Annotated in this window: 19 protein-coding genes; 9 read left to right on the top strand and 10 right to left on the bottom strand. The window is 67.2% G+C overall.

From position 1 onward, the window contains the following. Window position 1: 1 nt before the first annotated feature. The 8 genes from T8T21_RS05965 to T8T21_RS05930 all read left to right on the top strand — a co-directional run bounded on the left by T8T21_RS05965 (window position 2) and on the right by T8T21_RS05930 (window position 7,561). Window positions 2-559: an RNA polymerase sigma factor gene (locus T8T21_RS05965; protein WP_085894851.1), complete on the top strand. Its 558-nt coding sequence runs from the start codon at window positions 2-4 to the stop codon at window positions 557-559. Next, the gene (locus T8T21_RS05960) at window positions 556-2,301 is read left to right on the top strand and encodes a sensor histidine kinase (RefSeq protein WP_322337184.1); all 1,746 of its coding nucleotides are present in this window, start codon (window positions 556-558) and stop codon (window positions 2,299-2,301) included. The genes T8T21_RS05965 and T8T21_RS05960 overlap by 4 nt, the downstream gene beginning before the upstream one ends. Beyond that, complete coding sequence (locus T8T21_RS05955; protein ID WP_322337183.1) at window positions 2,301-3,980, top strand: phospholipase D-like domain-containing protein; 1,680 nt, start codon at window positions 2,301-2,303, stop codon at window positions 3,978-3,980. Before T8T21_RS05960 ends, T8T21_RS05955 begins: the two co-directional genes overlap by 1 nt. Before the next feature lie 357 nt (window positions 3,981-4,337). Further along, complete coding sequence (locus T8T21_RS05950) at window positions 4,338-4,979, top strand: ATP-dependent Clp protease proteolytic subunit (RefSeq protein WP_183475331.1); 642 nt, start codon at window positions 4,338-4,340, stop codon at window positions 4,977-4,979. Between the two features lie 146 nt (window positions 4,980-5,125). Then, a complete protein-coding gene (clpX, locus tag T8T21_RS05945) occupies window positions 5,126-6,391 on the top strand; it encodes an ATP-dependent Clp protease ATP-binding subunit ClpX (protein ID WP_183475332.1) in 1,266 nt (421 codons plus the stop codon). Between the two features lie 4 nt (window positions 6,392-6,395). Continuing rightward, entirely contained in the window at window positions 6,396-6,770 is a 375-nt protein-coding gene (locus T8T21_RS05940; RefSeq protein WP_322337182.1) for a Rid family hydrolase, read from the top strand. A gap of 57 nt (window positions 6,771-6,827) precedes the next feature. Further along, the gene (locus T8T21_RS05935; RefSeq protein WP_183475334.1) at window positions 6,828-7,211 is read left to right on the top strand and encodes an NADH:ubiquinone oxidoreductase subunit NDUFA12; all 384 of its coding nucleotides are present in this window, start codon (window positions 6,828-6,830) and stop codon (window positions 7,209-7,211) included. Next, a complete protein-coding gene (locus tag T8T21_RS05930) occupies window positions 7,196-7,561 on the top strand; it encodes a DUF2155 domain-containing protein (protein WP_407660115.1) in 366 nt (121 codons plus the stop codon). The genes T8T21_RS05935 and T8T21_RS05930 overlap by 16 nt, the downstream gene beginning before the upstream one ends. Here T8T21_RS05930 and aat read toward each other — a convergent pair. The 10 genes from aat to T8T21_RS05880 all read right to left on the bottom strand — a co-directional run bounded on the left by aat (window position 7,525) and on the right by T8T21_RS05880 (window position 17,954). Next, entirely contained in the window at window positions 7,525-8,181 is a 657-nt protein-coding gene (aat, locus tag T8T21_RS05925; protein WP_183475335.1) for a leucyl/phenylalanyl-tRNA--protein transferase, read from the bottom strand. The two genes, T8T21_RS05930 and aat, sit on opposite strands and share 37 nt — an antisense overlap. A gap of 16 nt (window positions 8,182-8,197) precedes the next feature. After that, window positions 8,198-9,547: an acetyl-CoA carboxylase biotin carboxylase subunit gene (gene accC / locus T8T21_RS05920; protein ID WP_183475336.1), complete on the bottom strand. Its 1,350-nt coding sequence runs from the start codon at window positions 9,545-9,547 to the stop codon at window positions 8,198-8,200. A gap of 5 nt (window positions 9,548-9,552) precedes the next feature. Then, complete coding sequence (accB, locus tag T8T21_RS05915) at window positions 9,553-10,050, bottom strand: acetyl-CoA carboxylase biotin carboxyl carrier protein (protein ID WP_322337181.1); 498 nt, start codon at window positions 10,048-10,050, stop codon at window positions 9,553-9,555. A gap of 110 nt (window positions 10,051-10,160) precedes the next feature. After that, entirely contained in the window at window positions 10,161-10,619 is a 459-nt protein-coding gene (locus tag T8T21_RS05910; protein ID WP_322337180.1) for a hypothetical protein, read from the bottom strand. A gap of 110 nt (window positions 10,620-10,729) precedes the next feature. After that, the gene (acs, locus tag T8T21_RS05905) at window positions 10,730-12,679 is read right to left on the bottom strand and encodes an acetate--CoA ligase (protein ID WP_322337179.1); all 1,950 of its coding nucleotides are present in this window, start codon (window positions 12,677-12,679) and stop codon (window positions 10,730-10,732) included. A 29-nt stretch (window positions 12,680-12,708) separates the two neighbouring features. Further along, window positions 12,709-13,464, bottom strand: coding sequence for an ABC transporter ATP-binding protein (locus T8T21_RS05900; protein ID WP_183475340.1), 756 nt, complete (start codon window positions 13,462-13,464; stop codon window positions 12,709-12,711). Between the two features lie 16 nt (window positions 13,465-13,480). Next, window positions 13,481-14,239 carry an ABC transporter ATP-binding protein gene (locus T8T21_RS05895; RefSeq protein ID WP_183475341.1) on the bottom strand — a complete coding sequence of 253 codons (759 nt, stop codon included), beginning with the start codon at window positions 14,237-14,239 and terminating at the stop codon, window positions 13,481-13,483. A gap of 10 nt (window positions 14,240-14,249) precedes the next feature. After that, window positions 14,250-15,458, bottom strand: a complete 1,209-nt coding sequence (locus T8T21_RS05890) for a branched-chain amino acid ABC transporter permease (RefSeq protein ID WP_183475342.1) — start codon at window positions 15,456-15,458, stop codon at window positions 14,250-14,252. A gap of 3 nt (window positions 15,459-15,461) precedes the next feature. Then, entirely contained in the window at window positions 15,462-16,493 is a 1,032-nt protein-coding gene (locus T8T21_RS05885) for a branched-chain amino acid ABC transporter permease (RefSeq protein ID WP_322337178.1), read from the bottom strand. 117 nt (window positions 16,494-16,610) lie between these two features. After that, entirely contained in the window at window positions 16,611-17,954 is a 1,344-nt protein-coding gene (locus tag T8T21_RS05880; protein ID WP_322337177.1) for a substrate-binding protein, read from the bottom strand. Window positions 17,955-18,191: 237 nt separating this feature from the next. Between T8T21_RS05880 and T8T21_RS05875 the strand changes: the two genes are divergently transcribed. Continuing rightward, on the top strand, window positions 18,192-19,514 hold the full coding sequence (locus T8T21_RS05875) for a short-chain fatty acyl-CoA regulator family protein (protein ID WP_322337176.1): 1,323 nt from the start codon (window positions 18,192-18,194) through the stop codon (window positions 19,512-19,514). Window positions 19,515-19,531 lie beyond the last annotated feature (17 nt).

Here is a 19,531-nt window from a genome sequence, read left to right as displayed (position 1 = left end):
AATGAGCCATCAAGATCCGAGAGATGAACTGGTCGGGCACCTCCCGGCCATGCGAGCCTTTGCGCTGTCGTTGACGCGCAACGGCGCCCAGGCCGACGACCTCGTGCAGGATACGGTGGTCAAGGCCTGGACGAACTTTGATAAGTTCAAGCCGGGGACCAATCTGCGTGCTTGGCTGTTCACCATCTTGCGCAACACCTTCTACTCGGGACGCCGCAAGGCGCAGCGCGAAGTGGCCGATGTCGACGGCGTGTTCACCGCGTCGCTGGCGGAAAAGCCCGCGCATGATGGCCGGCTGCAGATGAACGACTTTCTGCGGGCCTTTGCCCAGCTGCCCGACGAACAGCGCGAAGCGCTGGCCTTGGTCGGCGCATCGGGCTTCTCCTATGAAGAGGCGGCGGGCATGTGCGGCGTGGCGATCGGCACGATCAAGAGCCGCGCCAACCGGGCAAGGGTGCGCCTCGCAGAGCTGCTCGAGCTCGAGGACGAAGACGGGCTCGGGATGACCGACGAGGCGACGATGGCGGTGCTGGCAGCCCATGGTGGGCCGCACTTGTGACGCAAAGCATTGGCGAGCGGGACCGGGCGGCGCGGGCCGGCGGCTGGTTCAGCGCGCACGGATTGGTGCTGCGGGTGGTCGCTTTCCTGACCATCGCATTGATGCCGATCGGCCTGATCGCGATCTACCAGACCGCCGAGTTCCAGCGCGAGACGCTGCGGCGGTCCGAACTGTCTTTGCTTGCGCTGACCGCGCAGGCCGGCGCGCCGGTGGAACAGACCATCGAGCGCGCCTTCGGCGTGGCCGAGGCGCTGGGCGTGGTGATCGACGAACTCGACGATCCCGCGAGCTGCTCGGCCTATCTCAATCGCTATATCGAGGGCCGCAAGCTCTACGCGATGATCGGCCTCGTCGATCCCGACGGGATCATGCGCTGTTCCTCGCGGGCGGACTCGCTCGACATGCGCGGCACGCGCATCTGGGAGCAGATGGACATCGCCCCCAATGCGATCGTCACCCTGAGCCAGCGCCCCGAGATCGCCGAAGAGCCGGTGATCAACGTCGCGAGCCCGATCGTCGAGGACGGCGCGCTGGTGGGCTATGTCCAGCTGGCGATCCCCCAGCGGCGCATCGCCTCTCCGGTCACCGCGCTGCAGGCCGAACGGCAGCCGATGCAGCTCGTGACCTACAACGAGCTGGGCGAGATCCTGACCATCCAAAACCCTGACCGCCCGCTCGAAACCCTTCTGCCGGAGGGGTTCGACCTCGCCAGCAAGACCGGTCTGCGCGCCACCGTGACCGCCGCGCGCTCGCCTTCGGGCGAGCGTCTCGTCTATGCGGTGACGCCGCTGGTCACCGGCGCAGTCTTTGCGTTGGGCGTCTGGCCCGCCTCCGAAGGCTTCGCCTCGCCGCTGCTGCCGAGCCTGTTCCCGGTGCTGATGTGGGCGGCGAGCCTGCTGGTCGCCTATTATGCCATTCATCGTCTGGTGATCCGCCATGTAAGCCGGCTGGGCCGCTCGATGCGCCGTTTCGGCGCCAACCGGCAATTGCCGCCGCGCGGCAGCCCCAGCGACATGTCGCGCGAGCTGCGGGAGATCGAGGGCGAGTTCGTGCAGATGGCCGGCAACATCCTGCAGGACGAGGCCCGGCTCGAGGATCAGCTGCGCGAGCGGGGCATCCTGCTCAAGGAGGTGCATCACCGGGTCAAGAACAACTTGCAGCTCATCTCTTCGATCATGTCGATGCAGATGCGGCGGACCCGTGACGCCACCACGCGCGAGATCCTCAGCCGGCTGCAGGACCGGGTGCTCGGGCTGGCGACGATCCACCGCACGCTATATGAAAGCGAGGATGTGGGCCGGGTGAACGCGGCCCGGCTGCTGCGCGAGATCGTGGCGCAGCAATCGGGCGGGGCAGGCACGCGGGCCGACCTCGCGGTCAAGCTCGACCTTGAGGATTTGGAACTGTTGCCGGATCAGGCCGTTCCCCTCTCGTTGCTGACATCCGAGGCCTTGGCCAACGCGTTGGCCAATGCCGCACCCGATGCCGAGGGCGCGGTCTGGATTTCGGTGGCGTTGCGGAGGGAGGAGAACGGCATGGCCTGTCTCGAGATCGCGAACTCCGCAGCAGCGCGCGACGCAGCCTCCGCCGGGCCGCGGGGGCAGGGGCTCGGCATGAACCTGATCCAGGCCTTCGCCGCGCAGCTCGGCGGCCCGAGCGAGACCCGCCACGAAGCGGGTGTCTACCGTCTCACTACGCGTTTCGCGGTACGCGAGATGCAATACGACCCGCAGGATTACTGATGGCCGGAGACCCGGATGAAGGCGACGTGTTCCCGTTGCGCGAGCGACGCGGCACGCCGCTGACCGACACCGACTACGCCGAGAATAATCCCGCGCATGAGCGTTGGGGCCGGGCAGTACTGCCCGACCCCGTCTTGCCGGCGGATGCCGAGACGCCGATGCCGCTGATCACTGCCGAGCAAGCCTACCCGGTGTTAGAGCGCTGCTTTCTCGAGGCCCGCGACCGTGTCCGCATGTCGTTTCGGGTATTCGATCCCTTCACCCAGCTGCACAGCGTCTCGGCCCGCAAGATCGGCGATATCTGGTTCGACCTGATCGCGCACAAGCTCCGCGAGGGGTTGAAGGTCGAGATCGCCATCACCGATTTCGATCCGATCGCCGTCAACGCGATGCACGCCATGACCTGGGACGCGATGCGCGGGCTGATCGCGGCGGGCGAGGCTTCGGGCCATCCGGAGCGGCTGACCGTACGCGCGGCGATGCATCCCGCCCGCGTCGGCGCGGTGCCTCGGGTGCTGATGTGGTACAAGACCTGGAGCGAGCTGCGCCTGACCGCGCGGCGGCTGAATGGGATGCCGCGTGAAGAGCGCGAGGAGATGCTCAGCCTGCGCCCCGGCCTCGGAAAGCACCTTACCGAACGTGGCGGCAAGCTGGTGGCTCGGCTCTGGCCGATCCCGGAGCTGTATCTCGCCACCCATCACCAGAAATTCGCGGTGTTCGACGACAAGTGGCTCTACATCGGCGGGCTCGACCTCGACGACCGGCGCTACGACACGCTGCGTCACGACCGACCCGCACAGGAGACCTGGCACGACGTCCAGCTGTTGATGGGCGGCGACGCGGTCGTGGCCGATGCGCACCGCCATCTCGACAGTTATCTCGCGATCAATTGCGGAGCGCAGCCGCAGCCCACCGGACGCATCCTGCGCACGATCTCGGCCCATCGCCGTCCCGCCATTCTGCGTATGTCGCCAAAGCGCAAGGTGGGCGAGCTGTTCGAGGCGCATCGCGACTTGTTCTCGAAGGCGCGCGACCTGATCTACATCGAGACCCAATTCATGCGCGACCGTGACCTTGCGCGCGATCTCGCGCGAGCGGCGCGGGCGAATCCCGGTCTCGGTCTCGTCATGGTCCTGCCGGCGGCGCCCGAGGACGCGGCCTTTTCCAAGGCCCGTGTCGACGCGCGCTACGGCGACTATCTGCAGGCGCGTTGCATCCGCAAAATCCGCCGCGCCTTCGGCAATCGGGCGCTGATCGTCTCGCCGGCCGTGCCCCGCCGCGCCGATGCCAAGGATCAGGGGCCACGGGCGCGGATCTGGCGGGCGCCGATCATCTACGTCCACGCCAAGGTGACGGTCGCGGATGGCCGCGACGCGATCGTCTCGTCGGCCAATCTCAACGGGCGCTCAATGCATTGGGATACCGAGGCCGGGGTGCGGCTCGACGGCGGCTCGGCACTGCAACTGCGCGATGCCTGCATGCGGCATTGGCTGGGCGAGGATGCGCCTCCTGCACCGGGCGAAACCGGGCCTGAGCTGGTGGCGCGTTGGCGCGGCATCGTCGAGGCCGACCGCGCCCGCGTGCCCGAGCTGCGCCAGCACAAGCTGCTGCCCTATCCGCTCCGCCCCGCTTGGCGTCTGGGCCGCAACCTGCCGGGCGTGCCAGAGGCGATGGTCTGACCGGCGCCGCGTCGCGGCGGAACCTCACAGCGTAGGCCGCGTTGGGCGACACACGACTTGACCGAGAGGACGCCATGACCATCGCTGCGATGGTGGCCGCCCTTGCGGGTCTGGTGGTGGTTGCGTTCCTGATCTTCGTGCTGACTGGCGGAGACGACTGAGCATGCAGGGGCGGACCATGGCCGTTTCGCTGCCGGACGGTCACCGGGCCGTCGCCCCGCCCGGCGCTGCCGGCGGCGCGGCGGTCCGAACCGCCGCGCCGCGCCAGGTGCAGTTGAAACCCCCCAAGCGGACAACTAAGACTCTGTGAGGACAAGATCCGCACGAGACGCAAGCGTTCCCGAAAAGGCAGAGCAGATGCACGATCCCGTTGAGACCTACATGAACCTCGTCCCGATGGTGGTCGAGCAGACTAGCCGCGGCGAGCGCGCCTATGACATCTTCTCGCGCCTGCTGAAGGAGCGCGTGATCTTCGTCAACGGCCCGGTGCATGACGGCATGAGCCAGCTCATCGTCGCGCAGCTTCTGCACCTCGAGGCCGAGAACCCGAAGAAAGAGATCTCGATGTACATCAACAGCCCCGGCGGTGTCGTCACCTCCGGCCTGTCGATCTACGACACCATGCAGTACATCCGGCCCAAGGTCTCGACGCTGGTGATCGGCCAGGCGGCCTCGATGGGCTCGTTGCTGCTCACCGCCGGCGAGAAGGGCATGCGCTTCTCGCTGCCCAACTCGCGCGTCATGGTGCACCAGCCCTCGGGTGGCTATCAGGGCCAGGCGACGGACATCATGATCCACGCCGCAGAGACCCAGAAGCTGAAGAACCGGCTGAACGAGATCTACGTCAAGCACACCGGCCAGCCGCTCGAGAAGGTCGAGGCCGCGCTCGAGCGCGACAACTTCATGTCGCCCGAAGAGGCGCGTGACTGGGGCCTGATCGACGAGATCCTGACCAACCGCGATCAGGGCGACGACAAGACGCCCAACACCGCCGGTTGATGCGACGCGCGGTCACCCCGTCAATCCGGGGTGATCGCTCTCCCTGCACCGGGATTTTGGCGTTGTGGCCGCGAAATGGCTGCCCTATCGTTTGGAGAAGGGCAGTCCGAGAGAGATAAGCAGGGCCGATGGCCCGGGGGTTCGATATGGCAAGCACGTCCGGCGGCGACAGCAAGAACACGCTCTACTGCAGCTTTTGCGGCAAGAGCCAGCACGAGGTGCGCAAGCTCATCGCGGGGCCGACCGTGTTCATCTGCGACGAATGCGTCGAGCTGTGCATGGACATCATTCGCGAGGAGACCAAGGGCTCTGGCCTGAAATCCTCCGAAGGGGTGCCGACCCCGCGCGAGATCTGCGACGTGCTCGACGATTACGTGATCGGCCAGCTGCATGCCAAGCGCGTGCTCTCGGTCGCGGTCCATAACCACTACAAGCGGCTCAACCACGCGGCCAAGTCCTCGGACATCGAGCTGTCGAAATCCAACATCATGCTGATCGGTCCGACCGGTTGCGGCAAGACGCTGCTGGCGCAGACGCTGGCACGGATCCTCGACGTGCCCTTCACCATGGCCGACGCAACCACGCTGACCGAAGCCGGCTATGTCGGCGAGGATGTCGAGAACATCATCCTCAAGCTGCTGCAGGCTTCGGAGTACAACGTCGAGCGGGCGCAGCGCGGCATCGTCTATATCGACGAGGTCGACAAGATCACCCGCAAGTCCGACAACCCCTCGATCACCCGCGACGTCTCGGGCGAGGGCGTGCAGCAGGCGCTGCTGAAGATCATGGAAGGCACCGTCGCCTCCGTGCCGCCGCAGGGCGGGCGCAAGCATCCGCAGCAGGAGTTCCTGCAGGTCGACACCACCAACATCCTGTTCATCTGCGGCGGCGCCTTCGCCGGTCTCGACAAGATCATCGCGCAGCGCGGCAAGGGCTCGGCCATGGGCTTCGGCGCTGATGTCCGCTCCAGCGATGATCGCGGCATCGGCGAGATCTTCGGCGATCTGGAGCCCGAGGACCTGCTCAAGTTCGGCCTGATCCCGGAATTCGTCGGCCGTCTGCCGGTGATTGCCACGCTGACCGACCTCGACGAGGACGCGCTGGTCACCATCCTGACCGAGCCCAAGAACGCGCTCGTGAAGCAGTACCAGCGGCTCTTCGAGATCGAAGACACCAAGCTGACCTTTACCGAGGACGCGCTCAAGGCGATTGCCCGCAAGGCGATCGAGCGCAAGACCGGCGCGCGTGGCCTGCGCTCGATCATGGAGGGCATCCTGCTCGACACCATGTTCGAACTGCCCAGCCTGGCGAGCGTCACCGAGGTGGTGGTCAACGAGGAGGCAGTGGGCGACGGCAAGCCGCTGATGATCCATGCTGATGGCGCCAAGAAGGAAACCGCTTCCGCCGGCTGAGGCCATGGAGCGCTTCACCTCCGGATCGGAATTCGAGGGACGGATCGGCTACAGCCGGTCCGTCCTTTGCGATGGATGGGTCTTCGTTTCGGGCACCACCGGCTACGACTACGCCACGATGAAGCTGCCTGAGGGGATCGAGGCCCAGTGCCGCAACGCGTTGGACAACGTGGCACGGGCGCTGAAGGCCGCCGGATCGGGCATGGACCGGGTGGTGCGCGTCACCTACATGCTCCCCGACCGCGGCGAGTTTCCGGCCTGCTGGCCGCTGCTGCGCGCCGCTTGGGGCGCGGCGCCGCCAGCCGCGACGATGATCGAATGCGGGCTGATGGAGCCCGCCATGCGGATCGAGATCGAGGTCACCGCGCGGGCCCTCTAGATGCTGGACCTCGCCGCGCGTTTGCGGCATGACGGGCCGCAGGACAGGAGACGGATCATGAGCTTCGGCAGCACCCTCAAGCGCTTCTTCACCTGGTGGCACGGGCAGAGCTTCGGCACGCAGCTCTTCACCTGGCGCAACGGCACGAAGGTGGGCGAGGACGCGCAGGGCAACGTCTATTACCGCAACGCCGACGACTCGAAGCGTTGGGTGATCTTCAACGGCGAGATCGAGGCGACCCGCATCGATCCCGACTGGCATGGCTGGCTGCACCGGATCTGGGACCAGCCGCCGAGCGAGCGGCCGCTCGTGCATCGCCCCTGGGAGAAGCCGCACCAGGAGAACCTGACCGGCACGGCCATGGCCTATGCGCCCAAAGGCTCGATCCGTCGCGCCGCCCCGGCCGAGATGAAGGATTACGACGCGTGGCAGCCCGAATGATCCGCCTCGCCGCGCTGGCGATCGCGCTGGCGGCTCCTGCCGCCGCGCAGGAGGCCACGCAGGCGCCGGGCGGCGTGGTGCGCGTGCTCGACAAGATTACCGGCATCGTCACCGATCTCGACCTCGCCGCGGGCGAGAGCGGCACCGTGGGCCATCTGTCGATCGTGCTCGACGAATGCCGCTACCCGGCCGACAACCCCTCAGGCGACGCATATGAGCGTCTGGAGGTGCGTTACCGCTCGGTAGAGACGCCGGTCTTCCAAGGATGGATGATCGCCTCGGCCCCGGCGCTCAACGCCATGGACCACCCGCGCTACGACGTCTGGGCGTTGCGCTGCAAGACGTCCTGAGCCGGGGCCGGAGGCCCGGGCGCAAGGAAGCTTGCCTGTGATTCGAGCGCGGTCTGCAGCTCGGCCCGGTACTCCGCCCGCGACAGCTCGACAAAGCCGAGGCTCGCGAGATGCGGCGTCAGGAACTGCGCGTCGAACAGCCTGAACCCGCCGAGCCTGAGCCGATCGACCAGCCAGACCATGGCAAGCTTCGACGCGTCGGTGGCGCGCGAGAACATGCTCTCTCCGAAGAAGGCCGCCCCGAGCGTCACGCCGTAGATGCCGCCCACGAGCTGCCCCTGCTGGCGGATCTCCACGCTGTGGGCGAAACCCAGATTGTGGAGTGACATGTAGAGTTCGGCGATTTCGTCGTTGATCCAGGTCTCCGTGCGGTCGGCGCATCCCGCTAGCACCGCTTCGAAGTCGCGGTTCACCGCGACCTCGAACCCGCCGCGGCGCATCCGCCGAGCGAGGCTACGCGAGATGCGCAGCCGGTCGAGCGGCAGCACACCCCGCAGCCGCGGATCGACCCAGAAGATCTCCGGGTCGTTCCGGCTCTCGGCCATCGGGAAGACGCCCTGCGCATAGCCATGCAGTAGCAGCTCGGGCGTCAGCCGGGAGTCGTCGGGCCGCGAGGACATGCTGCGCGGCCCCGCCTTATCCCTGCAGGGTCTGCTCGAGCCAGTGCTCGAGCCAGTGGATGTTGTAGTCGCCCGAGAGGATGTCGGGCTCACCCAGAAGCGCGTGATGCAGCGGCACGGTGGTGTCCACGCCGTCCACGATCAGCTCGCCCAGCGCCCGGTTGAGCCGCGCCAGCGCCTCGGCCCGATCCTGGCCATGCACGATCAGCTTGGCGATCAGGCTGTCGTAATAGGGCGGAATCCGGTAGCCGTCATAGAGCGCGCTGTCCATCCGCACGCCAAGACCGCCCGGCGCGTGGTACTGCGTGATCCGGCCCGGGCAGGGCGCGAAGTTCGGCAGCTTCTCGGCATTGATCCGGACTTCGATCGCGTGGCCGCGGATCTGCAGATCCTCCTGCACGAAGGACATCGGCAGGCCGGAGGCGACGCGGATCTGCTCGCGCACCAGGTCGACGCCGAAGATCGCCTCGGTCACCGGATGCTCCACCTGCAGGCGGGTGTTCATCTCGATGAAGTAGAACTCGTCATTCTCGAACAGGAACTCGATCGTGCCGGCGCCGGCATAGTTGATCTTGGCCACGGCGTCGGCGCAGACCTTGCCGATCCGATCGCGCAGCTCGGGTGTGATGCAGGGGCCGGGGGCCTCTTCGAGCACCTTCTGGTGACGGCGCTGCAGCGAGCAGTCGCGCTCGCCCAGATGCACCGCACCACCCTTGCCATCCCCGAAGACCTGGATCTCGATGTGGCGCGGCGTGGTGAGGTACTTCTCGATATAGACCTCGTCATTGCCGAAGGCGGCCTTGGCCTCGGAGCGCGCGGTCTGGAAGGCGCGCTCGATCTCGGCCTCGGACTTCGCGACCTTCATGCCGCGACCGCCGCCGCCGGCGGTGGCCTTGATGATCACCGGGTAGCCGATCTCGGCGCCGACCTTCCGGGCCGCCTCGACGGACGGCACGCCGCCATCCGAGCCCGGCACGCAGGGCACGCCCAGCGCCTTCATCGTGTCCTTGGCGGTGATCTTGTCGCCCATGACGCGGATGTGCTCGGCCTTGGGGCCGATGAAGGTCAGGCCGTGATCCTCGACCGCCTGCACGAAGGCGGCGTTCTCGGAAAGGAAGCCGTAGCCCGGGTGAATCGCCTGGGCGCCTGTAATCTCGCAGGCCGAGAGGATGGCCGGGAAGGAAAGGTAGGATTGCGACGAAGGCGGCGGGCCGATGCAGATCGCCTCGTCGGCCATGCGGACATGCATGGCGTCCGAATCGGCTGTGGAATGGACGGCGACGGACTTGATGCCCATCTCGCGGGCCGCGCGCACGACGCGCAGGGCGATCTCGCCGCGGTTGGCGATGAGGATCTTGTCGAACATGGGGCTCACTCGATGATCATCAGCGGCGCGCCGAACTCGACGGGGCTGCCGTCCTCGACGAGGATGCGCTTGACCGTGCCGGAGCGCGGGGCGGGAATCTGGTTCATGGTCTTCATCGCCTCGATGATGAGGACCGTGTCGCCTTCCTTGACCTGGGCGCCGGGGGTGACGAAGGCGGGCGAGCCGGGCTCGGCCTGCAGATAGGCGGTGCCGACCATCGGCGAGGTGACGGCACCCGGATGGCTCGCGGGGTCTTCGTTGGCCGCGGCAGCGGGGGCGGCAGCCGGGCTGGGGGCCGCGGCAGCCATCGGCGCGGGATGGCTCTGCTGCGGCATGGCGACCTGCTGGACCACTTCGCGGGCGCGGCTGACGCGGACGTTCAGGCTGTCATTCTCGCCGTAGTCGCGCTTCACCTGAAGTTCGGTCAGGTCGTTCTGGTTCAGCAGTTCCGCCAGCGCGCGGATGAAGCTGACATCGCTGTCGTGGCTGGTCTTGTCGCTCATAGCTCTGGGCCCCTCGTATCACGCCCGTCCGGGCTGCAGTTCCGGGGGCTTATACGCCGGTTCGCTGGGCGAGGAAAGCAGCCGCGACCTATGCCAGGCCAGCCCCTGCGTCAGCTGGGCGCGGGGGGCGTCCGGGGATCGGCCGGCACCGCCGCAGGCGGCTCCCGGTCCGCCGCCACGGGGGCGGGTGGCACTTCCGGAAGCGCGGCGCCGTCGTCCGGCGCGGTTCGCTCTGCTGTAGCTTCGGCATCGGCAAGGCGCGCCGCCTCCGCCTCCCGGCGGGCCTCCGCGCTTTCGGCATCGGGCAGGATGGCCACGCCCCAGGGTTTGAGCGCCCGCTCGGGCGAGTAATCCTGCGCGGGGGAGCCTCCGGCCATCAGGCCTGCCTGCACCAGCCCGATGCTGCTCTGATCCGGCGGTCGCGGGGCGATGGGCGCGGGCGTTGCCGCCCGGGTGACGGGCGGCACGTCGCGACGCGGACGCGCGGCAGAGACCTCGCCGGTCCGCTCGGGTTGGCCGACCGCGAATACCGGGGCCGAATACGGGGAAATCGGTCTAAACGAATCCATCAAAAGCTCCCGAATCAGGAGCCCCCACCATGGCCGAGCATGAAGGCAATCTCTTGACGAAACGTAAGGCAGGCGGCGGGGGGCTGTCGAACAGGCCCCCGGCGCCTCTTTCAGCCGCGATTCATGCGGTTGGCGATGAGATCTTCGACCACCTGTGGCTCGGCCAGGGTCGAGGTGTCGCCGAGGCTGCCGTAGTCGTTCTCTGCGATCTTGCGCAGGATGCGGCGCATGATCTTGCCCGAGCGGGTCTTGGGCAGGCCGGGGGCCCACTGGATCAGGTCGGGGCTAGCGATCGGGCCGATCTCCTGGCGCACCCACTGACGCAGCTCCTTGCGCAACTCGTCGGTGGCCTCGACCCCTTCCATCAGCGTGACATAGGCATAGATGCCTTGGCCCTTCACCTCGTGCGGGTAGCCGACCACCGCGGCCTCGGAGACCGCCTTGTGCGCCACCAGCGCGCTCTCGACCTCGGCGGTGCCCATGCGGTGGCCGGAAACGTTGATCACGTCGTCGACGCGCCCGGTGATCCAGTAGTAGCCGTCGGCGTCGCGGCGGCAGCCGTCGCCCGAGAAGTAGTAGCCCTTGTACTGCGAGAAGTAGGTCTGCTCGAAGCGATCGTGATCGCCCCAGATGGTGCGCATCTGCCCCGGCCAGCTGTCGGCGATGGCGAGCACGCCCTCGGCTTCGGTCTCCTCGATCACCGCACCCGATTGCGGGTCGAGCACGACCGGCTGCACGCCGAAGAAGGGCAGGGTGGCCGAGCCGGGCTTGGTCGCGATCGCGCCCGGCAGGGAGGTGATCATGTGACCGCCGGTCTCGGTCTGCCACCAGGTGTCGACGATCGGCACGCGGCCCTTGCCGATGACCCGGTCGTACCACTCCCAGGCCTCGGGGTTGATCGGCTCGCCCACCGTGCCCAGCACCTTGAGCGACGACAGATCGCAGCCCTCGGCCCATTGCTCGCCCTTGCCCATCAGGGCGCGGATCGCGGTGGGCGCAGTGTAGAACTGGTTCACCTTGTGCTTTTCGCAGACCTTCCAGAAGCGCGAGGCATCGGGATAGGTCGGGACACCTTCGAACATCAGCGTGGTCGCGCCATTGGCCAGCGGGCCATAGACGATGTAGCTGTGCCCGGTCACCCAGCCGACATCTGCCGTGCACCAATAGACGTCGCCGTCATGGTAGTCGAAGACGTACTGATGCGTCAGCGCGGCATAGGTCAGGTAGCCGCCGGTGGTGTGCACCACGCCCTTCGGCTGACCGGTCGAGCCGGAGGTGTAGAGGATGAAGAGCGGGTCCTCCGCGCCCATCTCCTCGGCCGGGCAGTCTTCGAAGACGCCATCCTCCATCTCATGCAGCCAGTGGTCGCGGCCCTCGACCATCTCGACCGCGCCGCCGGTGCGCTTGACGACGAGCATCTTCGTGCCTTCGGGGCATTTTTCGAAGGCCTTGTCGGCATTGGTCTTGAGCGGGGTGTTGCGGCCGCCGCGCGGCGCCTCGTCGGCGGTGATCACCACCTTGGCGTCGCAGCCGGTGACGCGGGCCGAGAGCGCATCGGGCGAGAAGCCCGCGAAGACCACCGAATGGATCGCGCCGATCCGCGCGCTGGCGAGCATCGCGTAGGCGGCCTCGAGGATCATCGGCATGTAGATGACGACGCGGTCGCCTTTCGTCACACCCATCTTCTTGAGCACGTTGGCGAACTTGCAGACCTGCGCGTGCAGCTGCCGGTAGCTGATGTGCTGCGCCTCGGCCTGCGGGTCGTCCGGCTCCCAGATGATCGCGGTCTGATCGCCGCGCGTGGCGAGATGCCGGTCGATGCAGTTCTGCGCGACGTTGAGCGTGCCATCCTCGAACCAGTTGATCGCGACCCGGCCCAGCGTGAAGTCGGTGTTCTTGACCTTGGAAAAGGGCTTGATCCAGTCGAGACGCTTGCCCTGCTCGCCCCAGAACGCGTCCGGGTCGTTCACCGATTGGGCATAGAGCCGGTCATAGCCGGCGCGATCGATATGGGCGCGGGCGCGCACCTCCTCATTCGGCTCGTGAAGCTGCGGTGTCATGAGCTGATCCTTCATTCTCTCCCTCGTGCTCAGATCGCGAGGTAGCGCTGCCGCAATGCCTCGTCCTCGAGCACCTCCTGTGCCGATCCGTCATAGACCACCGAGCCGGTGTCAAGGATCACGGCCCGGTCGGCGAGCTTGAGCGCGGCGACCGCGTTCTGCTCCACGATGATCGTGGTGATCCCCTGATCGCGGATGATGTTCAGCGTCTTAGCAATTTCCTGCACGATCACGGGAGCGAGACCTTCGTAGGGTTCGTCGAGCAGCAGAACCTTGATGTCGCGCGCCAGCGCCCGAGCGATGGCCAGCATCTGCTGCTCGCCGCCCGACAGCGTGACGCCCTCCTGCTTGCGGCGCTCCTTCAGCCGGGGGAACAGCCCATAGATCCGCTCCAGGGACCAACCTACGGGGGGCGCGATCTGCGCCAGTTGCAGGTTCTCCTCGACCGTGAGGCCGGGGATGATGCGGCGATCCTCGGGCACCAGCGCGATGCCGTTGGATGCCGCCTCATGCGCCTTCATCTTGTGCAGCGGCTTGTGGTCGAGCCAGATCTCGCCGTGCCGGAGTGCCGGGTTGTCGAGCCGGGCGATGGTCCGGAGCGTCGAGGTCTTGCCTGCGCCGTTGCGGCCCAGCAGCGCCAGGATCTCGCCCTCGTGGATGTCGAAGCTGACCCCCTGCACGATGTAGCTCTCGCCGTAATAGGCCTGGATGTCCCAGACGGAGAGAAACTTGGGGTGGGTCGCGGCGCTGTTGCGGTCGCGGTCGAATGTCGCTGTCTCGTTCATCTGCGTTCTCCCGCGTTCAGACCTGCGCCTCGCCCAGATAGGCTTCGCGCACCTTTGGGTGGCCCTTGATGTTCTCGGGCGTCTCCTCGACCAGCGGCGTACCTTGGGCCAGAACGGTGATCCGCTCGGCCAGCGAGAACACCACATGCATGTCGTGCTCGATGATGCACATGGTGATGTCGCGCTTGGCCTTGATCTCCTTGAGCAGGTCGATGGTGTTGTTGGTGTCGGCCCGCGCCATGCCGGCCGTCGGCTCGTCGAGCAGCAGCAGCTTGGGCGACTGCACCAGGCACATCGCCATCTCAAGCCGACGCTTGTCGCCGCGCGACAGGCTCGAGGCGATCATGTTGCGCTTGTCGAGCATGTTGACGTCCGCGAGCATCGCCTCGGCCTGTTCGCGGATGTCCGCCTCCTTGCGCACCGTCTCGTAGGCATGCAGCCGGAACGCCCCGTCGCGCCGGGCGAAGCAGGGGATCATCACGTTCTCCAGAACGCTGAGATCGGCAAAGATCTCCGGCGTCTGGAACACGCGGCTGATTCCCATCTGGTTGATCTCGTGCGGCTTGCGCCCGAGCACCGACTGCCCGTCGAACATCACCGAGCCCGAGTCCGGTATCAGCTTGCCGACGAGGCAGTTGAGCAGCGTCGACTTGCCCGCCCCGTTGGGGCCGATGATGGCGTGGACAGTGTTCTCCCGGACCGAGAGATTGACGTCGCCCAGCGCTTGAAGGCCGCCGAAGCGCTTGTTGACGCCTTTGACTTCGAGAATGCCCATCTCGGCCTCCTTATTCCGCGGCGGCGCGCTGGCGCGCGGCGTCGGATTCCACGTGGTCGGCGTTGCGGTCGCGGCGGCGGAACAGGCGTCCCGTGCGCTGCGCGCCCTCGACGAGGCCGCCCGGTAGGAAGATCACGACCAGCATGAACATGATGCCCAGCGTCAGGTGCCAGCCCTTGCCGATGAACGGATGGATGACCGTCACCATGAAGTTCTCCAGCCCGTCGGGCATGAAGGCGAACCACTGGTGCAGGATGCCGTCGTTGATCTTCGAGAAGATGTTCTCGAAATACTTGATGAAGCCGGCGCCGAGGACCGGCCCGATCAGCGTGCCGGCGCCGCCGAGAATGGTCATCAGCACGACCTCGCCCGAGGCGGTCCACTGCATCCGGTCGGCGCCCGCCAGCGGGTCCATCGCCGCCAGCAGCCCACCGGCGAGGCCGGCATACATGCCCGAGATCACGAAGGCCGCGAGTGTGTAGGGCCGCGAGTTCAGCCCGGTGTAGTTCATCCGCTGCTGGTTGGATTTCACCGCGCGCAGCATCATGCCGAAGGGCGAGCGGAAGATGCGGACCGAGAGGTAGAAGGCGATGAGCATCAGCAGCGCGCAGAAGTAGTAGCCGACCGAGAAATCCCAGGTCCACGGGCCGACATAGAGCGTGGTGGTGTCGCGCATTTCGGCGCCGAAGAGCGAGGTGACGGGCAGCCCGCCGCTCGAAGCGCCGTCGAGGATGCGGGGATCCGAGAGCGTCAGCTGCAGGCCGGTCTCGCCATTGGTGACCGGGGTCAGCACTGAGTAGGCGAGGTTGTAGCTCATCTGCGCGAAGGCCAGCGTCAGGATCGAGAAATAGATGCCCGAACGGCGCAGGCTGACGAAACCGATCACCAGCGCGAACAGCCCGGCCATGATGATCGACAAGAGGATTGCCGGGATCACGTTCATCGACAGCAGCTTGAACATCCAGACGGCGGAGTAGGAGCCGATTCCGAGGAACGCGGCGTGGCCGAAGGAGAGGTAGCCGGTGAGGCCGAACAGGATGTTGAAGCCGATCGCGAAGATCCCGAAGATCACGAAGCGCTGCATCAGGTCGGGATAGCCTGCGTTGAACTGCGCCAGCGCCGACCCGGCCGGGAAGGGGTTGAGGATGATCGGGGCGAGCAGGGTGATGAAGGCCACCGCGAACATCAGGAGTGTGTCTTTGCGCTCAAGTCCGAGCATGGCTTATTCCTCCATCACGCCGCGCCGGCCCATCAGGCCGCGGGGGCGCGTCAGCAGAATGACGATGGCGACGAGATAGATGATGATCTGGTCGATGCCCGGCAGCAGCGACTTGACCTCGTTCATCGAGGCGAAGCTCTGCAGGATGCCCAGCAGGAACCCGGCCAGCACGGCGCCGGGCAGCGAGCCCATGCCGCCGACCACGACGACCACGAAACTCAGCACCAGGAAGTCCATGCCCATGTGGTAGTTCGGGCTGAGGATCGGCGTGTACATCACCCCCGCGAGGCCGGCGACGGCGGCCGCGAGGCCGAACATCAGCGTGAACCGCTTGTCGATGTCGATGCCCAGGAGCCCCACCGTCTCGCGGTCGGCCATGCCGGCGCGCACCACCATCCCGAAGGTGGTGAACTGCAGGAAGGCGAAGACGCCGGTGATGATGGTCCCGGCGAAGAAGAAATAGACCAACCGCCAGTAGGGGTAGATGATGGTGAAGGGGTCGAAGCCCAGCCAGACGCCGATGTCGAGGCTGCCGCGGAAGGCGCTGGGCGCGGGCGTCGGGATCGGGTTGGCGCCGTAGAAATACTTGATGATCTCCTGCAGCACGATGGCGAGGCCGAAGGTCACGAGGATCTGGTCGGAATGGGGGCGCTTGTAGAAGTGCTTGATCAGGCCGCGCTCCATCACGAAGCCGACCAGCACCATGACCGGGATCGCCAGCACGATCGCCAAAGGCACCGCCCAGTCGACGATGGCGGCGCCGATCTCGGGACCGAACCAGTTCTCCACATAGGGGGTCTGGACCTTCAGCGGGTTGCCGAGGAAGTCGGTGCGCTCGGGGTCGATGGTGGTGACGCTGATGGTCAGGATCTTCTGCAGGGTCACGGCGCAGAAGGCGCCGATCATGAACAGCGCGCCATGCGCGAAGTTCACCACGCCCAGCGTGCCGAAGATGAGGGTAAGGCCCAGCGCGATCAGCGCGTAGGCCGATCCCTTGTCGAGCCCGTTCAGGATCTGGATGAGTATGGCGTCCATGGTCCCCGTCCGTATGTGAGGATGGTCAAGCCGCCCCGGATCGCGCGCCCGGCATGGGCGCGCGTCGGGAGGGGCCGGTCGCGACATGCGCGACCGGCGGTCTCAGGTGGTGACGCCTCAGGCGCCCGGGTTGCACTCGCCCAGCGCGCCGCCGGCGAACATCGGGTGGTCGGCCGCGTAGGTGACCTGCTCGGTCGGCGTGACCTCGACGATCTCCACGAGATGGAACTCGTCCTGCGGGTTCTCGGCGCCCTTCACCACGACCACGTCCTTGAAGCACTGGTGGTCGTCGGCGCGGTAGAGCGTCGGGCCGTTGCCGAGCCCGTCGAACTCGTAGCCCTCCAGCGCTTCGACCACCGCGCAGGGGTTGAAGTCGCCGGCCCGCGCCACCGCGTCCGCATAGAGCAGCGTCTGCACGTAGCAGGTATGCGCGGCCTGCGAGGGCGGGAAGCCGTACTTCTCGCCGAAGCTCTTCACGAAGGCCTGGGTGCCGGCGTCCTCGAGTTTCCAGTCCCAGTTCTGCGAGCCGGGAATGCCCTTGATCGCCTGGCCCGCGCCGCGCGCCATCAGCTCGGAGTAGAGCGGCACGACGATCTGGAAGTCCTTGCCGTTGGCCTGCCGGTCACGCAGACCGAACTGCACCGCCTGGGTGAGCGAGTTCACCATGTCCCCGCCGTAATGGTTGAGCACGAGGATGTCGGCGCCGGAATTCAGCACCGGCGCGATGTAGGACGAGAAATCGCCCGCGCCGAGCGGCGTGCGTACCTTCTCGGTGGTCTCCCAGCCCATCGCCTCGGTCGCCGCCGCGATCGATTCCTCCTGGGTCCAGCCCCAAGTGTAATCGGCGGTCAGGTGATAGGCGCGCCGGTCGGTGCCGTAGAGGTTCTGCAGCACCGGTGCCAGCGCCTGCGCCGACATGTAGGCGTTGAAGAAGTGGCGGAAGCCGTTGGCCTTGCGGTCCTTGCCGGTGGTGTCGTTGGAGTGGGTGAGACCGGCCATGAAGATGACGCCGGCTTCCTGGCACAGGCCCTGAACCGCGATCGCCGTACCCGAGGACGAGCCACCGGTGATCATCACCGCGCCGTCCTTCTGGATCATCGACTGGGCGGTGGCGCGGGCGACGTCGGATTTGGTCTGGTCGTCGCCGGTGACGTATTCGACCTTCTTGCCGAGGATGCCGGTGCCGTCGAGCGCCTGGCTCGAGAAGGTCTGCAGCATGCCGCCATCGCCGCCGCCATTGAGATGCTCGACGGCGAGTTCGAGCGCCCGCAGCTCATCCGCGCCCTCGTCGGCATAGGCGCCGGTCAGCGGCACGTTGAAGCCGAGCGTCACGGTCGAGCCGGTGGGCGCGTTGGTGAAGGCGCGCGCCTGTGACGTGAAGATCGTGGGCAGCGCGAGCCCCGCACCGCCCATCGCGCCGGTCTTGAGCAAGCCGCGGCGCGAGAAGGTCTGTCGTGTCATGTGGTCTCCTCCCTGGATTATCGGTCGACCCGCCGGGAACCTCCTCCGCTCCCGCTGGCCGCCACACCTTCCGGTGCCTTGCAAGTATCGACGCAATGGTGAAAACCGAGCAACAAATGCTTGGCGGGCCGCCAGTTTCCTGTAAATTTCTGAACATGGCGCGCCGAAAACCAGTCAACAATTTCTCTCGCGCGCGCAGCATCGGCGCGGCACCGGCTGCGCGTATCGGGGGGCTTCATGGGGCTTGAGAGGCGCGGTGCGCGGCTCGCCGGGGCGCGGATCCGGGCGCGGCGGCTCGATCTTGGACTGGCGCAGACCGCGCTGGCGCAGGAGGTCGGGATCTCGGCCTCCTACCTCAACCTGATCGAACATGACCGGCGCCGGATCGGGGGCCGGTTGCTCAACGCCATCGCCCGCGTGCTTGATCTCGATCCGGCGCAGATTGCCCAAGGCGCCGATGGCGCGCTGGTAGGTCGCCTCGAGGCGGCGGCGGCGCAGCACGACGCGCCCCTGGCCGATGCCGAGGTGCTGGCCGGGCGGTTTCCCGGCTGGGCCGGGCTGATCGCGGCGCAGGCCGCGCGGATCGAAACGCTGGAAGCGCAGGTCGCGGGGCTGAGCGACCGGCTGGCGCATGACCCCGAGCTGTCGGCCTCGCTGCACCAGGTGATCACCGCCGCCACCGCGATCCGTTCAACCGCCTCCATCCTCACTGGCGGCGAGGCGCTCGACCGCGACTGGCAGGCCCGGTTCCACCGCAATATCCACGCCGAGAGCCTGCGGCTGGCCGAGAGCAGCCGCAGACTCGCCGGTTTTCTCGAGGCCCCCGGCACCAGCGACGCGGCGCTGACCCCGCTCGACCGGGTCGAGCGGTTCCTCGACCGCATGGGCCACCACGTCGCCGCGCTCGAAGGCCCTAACCCGGCGCTGTCGCCGGAGGAGGTCGCGATGGGCGCGCCCGACCTCGACCCGGCAGCGCGCGAGGTGCTGCGCCGCTGGCTGGTGACCTACCGCGCCGATGCACAAGCATTGCCGCTCGATCAGTTGGCGCAGGCCTGGCGCGAAGCTGCGGATCCGCTGGGGGTCGCGGCGCGACTCGGCTGTGATTTGCCGCGGCTGCTGCGTCGGCTGGCGACTCTGCCGCCGGGGGCCGGGCCGGCGCAGGTCGGCTTCGTGGCCTGCGACGCAGGCGGCGCGCTGAGCCCGCGCCGGGCGCTCGACGGTTTGACCCTGTCGCGCGGCGCGGCCGCCTGTCCGCTCTGGCCGCTCTACGAGGCGCTGTCGCAGCCGGGCCGCCCGCTGCGGGTGCGCGCCGTGATGCCGGGCGAGAGCGGCGCGGTGGTGCTGTGCCACGCCGTCGGCTGGATCGAGACGGGGCCGGATTGGGCCGGGCCTGCGCGGCCGCGCGCAGCGATGCTGATGCTGCGCGAGGAGGGCGGGGCAGAGAGCTCCGGCGCCGTGCCGAGGCGCGAGGTCGGTCCCGGCTGCCGGCTCTGCCCGCGTGACGCTTGCCCGGCGCGGCGCGAGCCACCGTTGGTGCCGGTACGGTCCGATGCGCTTTGACAGTATCGCGCGGCGCG

It is taken from the genome of Limimaricola variabilis, assembly GCF_034371605.1.
In the GTDB taxonomy this organism is placed as follows: Bacteria; Pseudomonadota; Alphaproteobacteria; order Rhodobacterales; family Rhodobacteraceae; genus Limimaricola; species Limimaricola variabilis.
The sequence above is the reverse complement of the archived record's forward strand: the minus strand, read 5'-3'. Positions and strand labels throughout refer to the sequence as shown.

What these genes read in the sequence shown, in the direction of transcription:
- T8T21_RS05965 (WP_085894851.1), top strand. Translation starts at nt 2, where the DNA reads ATGAGCCATCAAGATCCGAGAGATGAACTGGTCGGGCACCTCCCGGCC.
- T8T21_RS05955 (WP_322337183.1), top strand. Translation starts at nt 2,301, where the DNA reads ATGGCCGGAGACCCGGATGAAGGCGACGTGTTCCCGTTGCGCGAGCGA.
- T8T21_RS05950 (WP_183475331.1), top strand. Translation starts at nt 4,338, where the DNA reads ATGCACGATCCCGTTGAGACCTACATGAACCTCGTCCCGATGGTGGTC.
- clpX (WP_183475332.1), top strand. Translation starts at nt 5,126, where the DNA reads ATGGCAAGCACGTCCGGCGGCGACAGCAAGAACACGCTCTACTGCAGC.
- T8T21_RS05940 (WP_322337182.1), top strand. Translation starts at nt 6,396, where the DNA reads ATGGAGCGCTTCACCTCCGGATCGGAATTCGAGGGACGGATCGGCTAC.
- T8T21_RS05935 (WP_183475334.1), top strand. Translation starts at nt 6,828, where the DNA reads ATGAGCTTCGGCAGCACCCTCAAGCGCTTCTTCACCTGGTGGCACGGG.
- aat (WP_183475335.1), bottom strand. Translation starts at nt 8,181, where the DNA reads ATGTCCTCGCGGCCCGACGACTCCCGGCTGACGCCCGAGCTGCTACTG.
- accC (WP_183475336.1), bottom strand. Translation starts at nt 9,547, where the DNA reads ATGTTCGACAAGATCCTCATCGCCAACCGCGGCGAGATCGCCCTGCGC.
- accB (WP_322337181.1), bottom strand. Translation starts at nt 10,050, where the DNA reads ATGAGCGACAAGACCAGCCACGACAGCGATGTCAGCTTCATCCGCGCG.
- T8T21_RS05910 (WP_322337180.1), bottom strand. Translation starts at nt 10,619, where the DNA reads ATGGATTCGTTTAGACCGATTTCCCCGTATTCGGCCCCGGTATTCGCG.
- acs (WP_322337179.1), bottom strand. Translation starts at nt 12,679, where the DNA reads ATGACACCGCAGCTTCACGAGCCGAATGAGGAGGTGCGCGCCCGCGCC.
- T8T21_RS05900 (WP_183475340.1), bottom strand. Translation starts at nt 13,464, where the DNA reads ATGAACGAGACAGCGACATTCGACCGCGACCGCAACAGCGCCGCGACC.
- T8T21_RS05895 (WP_183475341.1), bottom strand. Translation starts at nt 14,239, where the DNA reads ATGGGCATTCTCGAAGTCAAAGGCGTCAACAAGCGCTTCGGCGGCCTT.
- T8T21_RS05890 (WP_183475342.1), bottom strand. Translation starts at nt 15,458, where the DNA reads ATGCTCGGACTTGAGCGCAAAGACACACTCCTGATGTTCGCGGTGGCC.
- T8T21_RS05885 (WP_322337178.1), bottom strand. Translation starts at nt 16,493, where the DNA reads ATGGACGCCATACTCATCCAGATCCTGAACGGGCTCGACAAGGGATCG.
- T8T21_RS05880 (WP_322337177.1), bottom strand. Translation starts at nt 17,954, where the DNA reads ATGACACGACAGACCTTCTCGCGCCGCGGCTTGCTCAAGACCGGCGCG.
- T8T21_RS05875 (WP_322337176.1), top strand. Translation starts at nt 18,192, where the DNA reads ATGGGGCTTGAGAGGCGCGGTGCGCGGCTCGCCGGGGCGCGGATCCGG.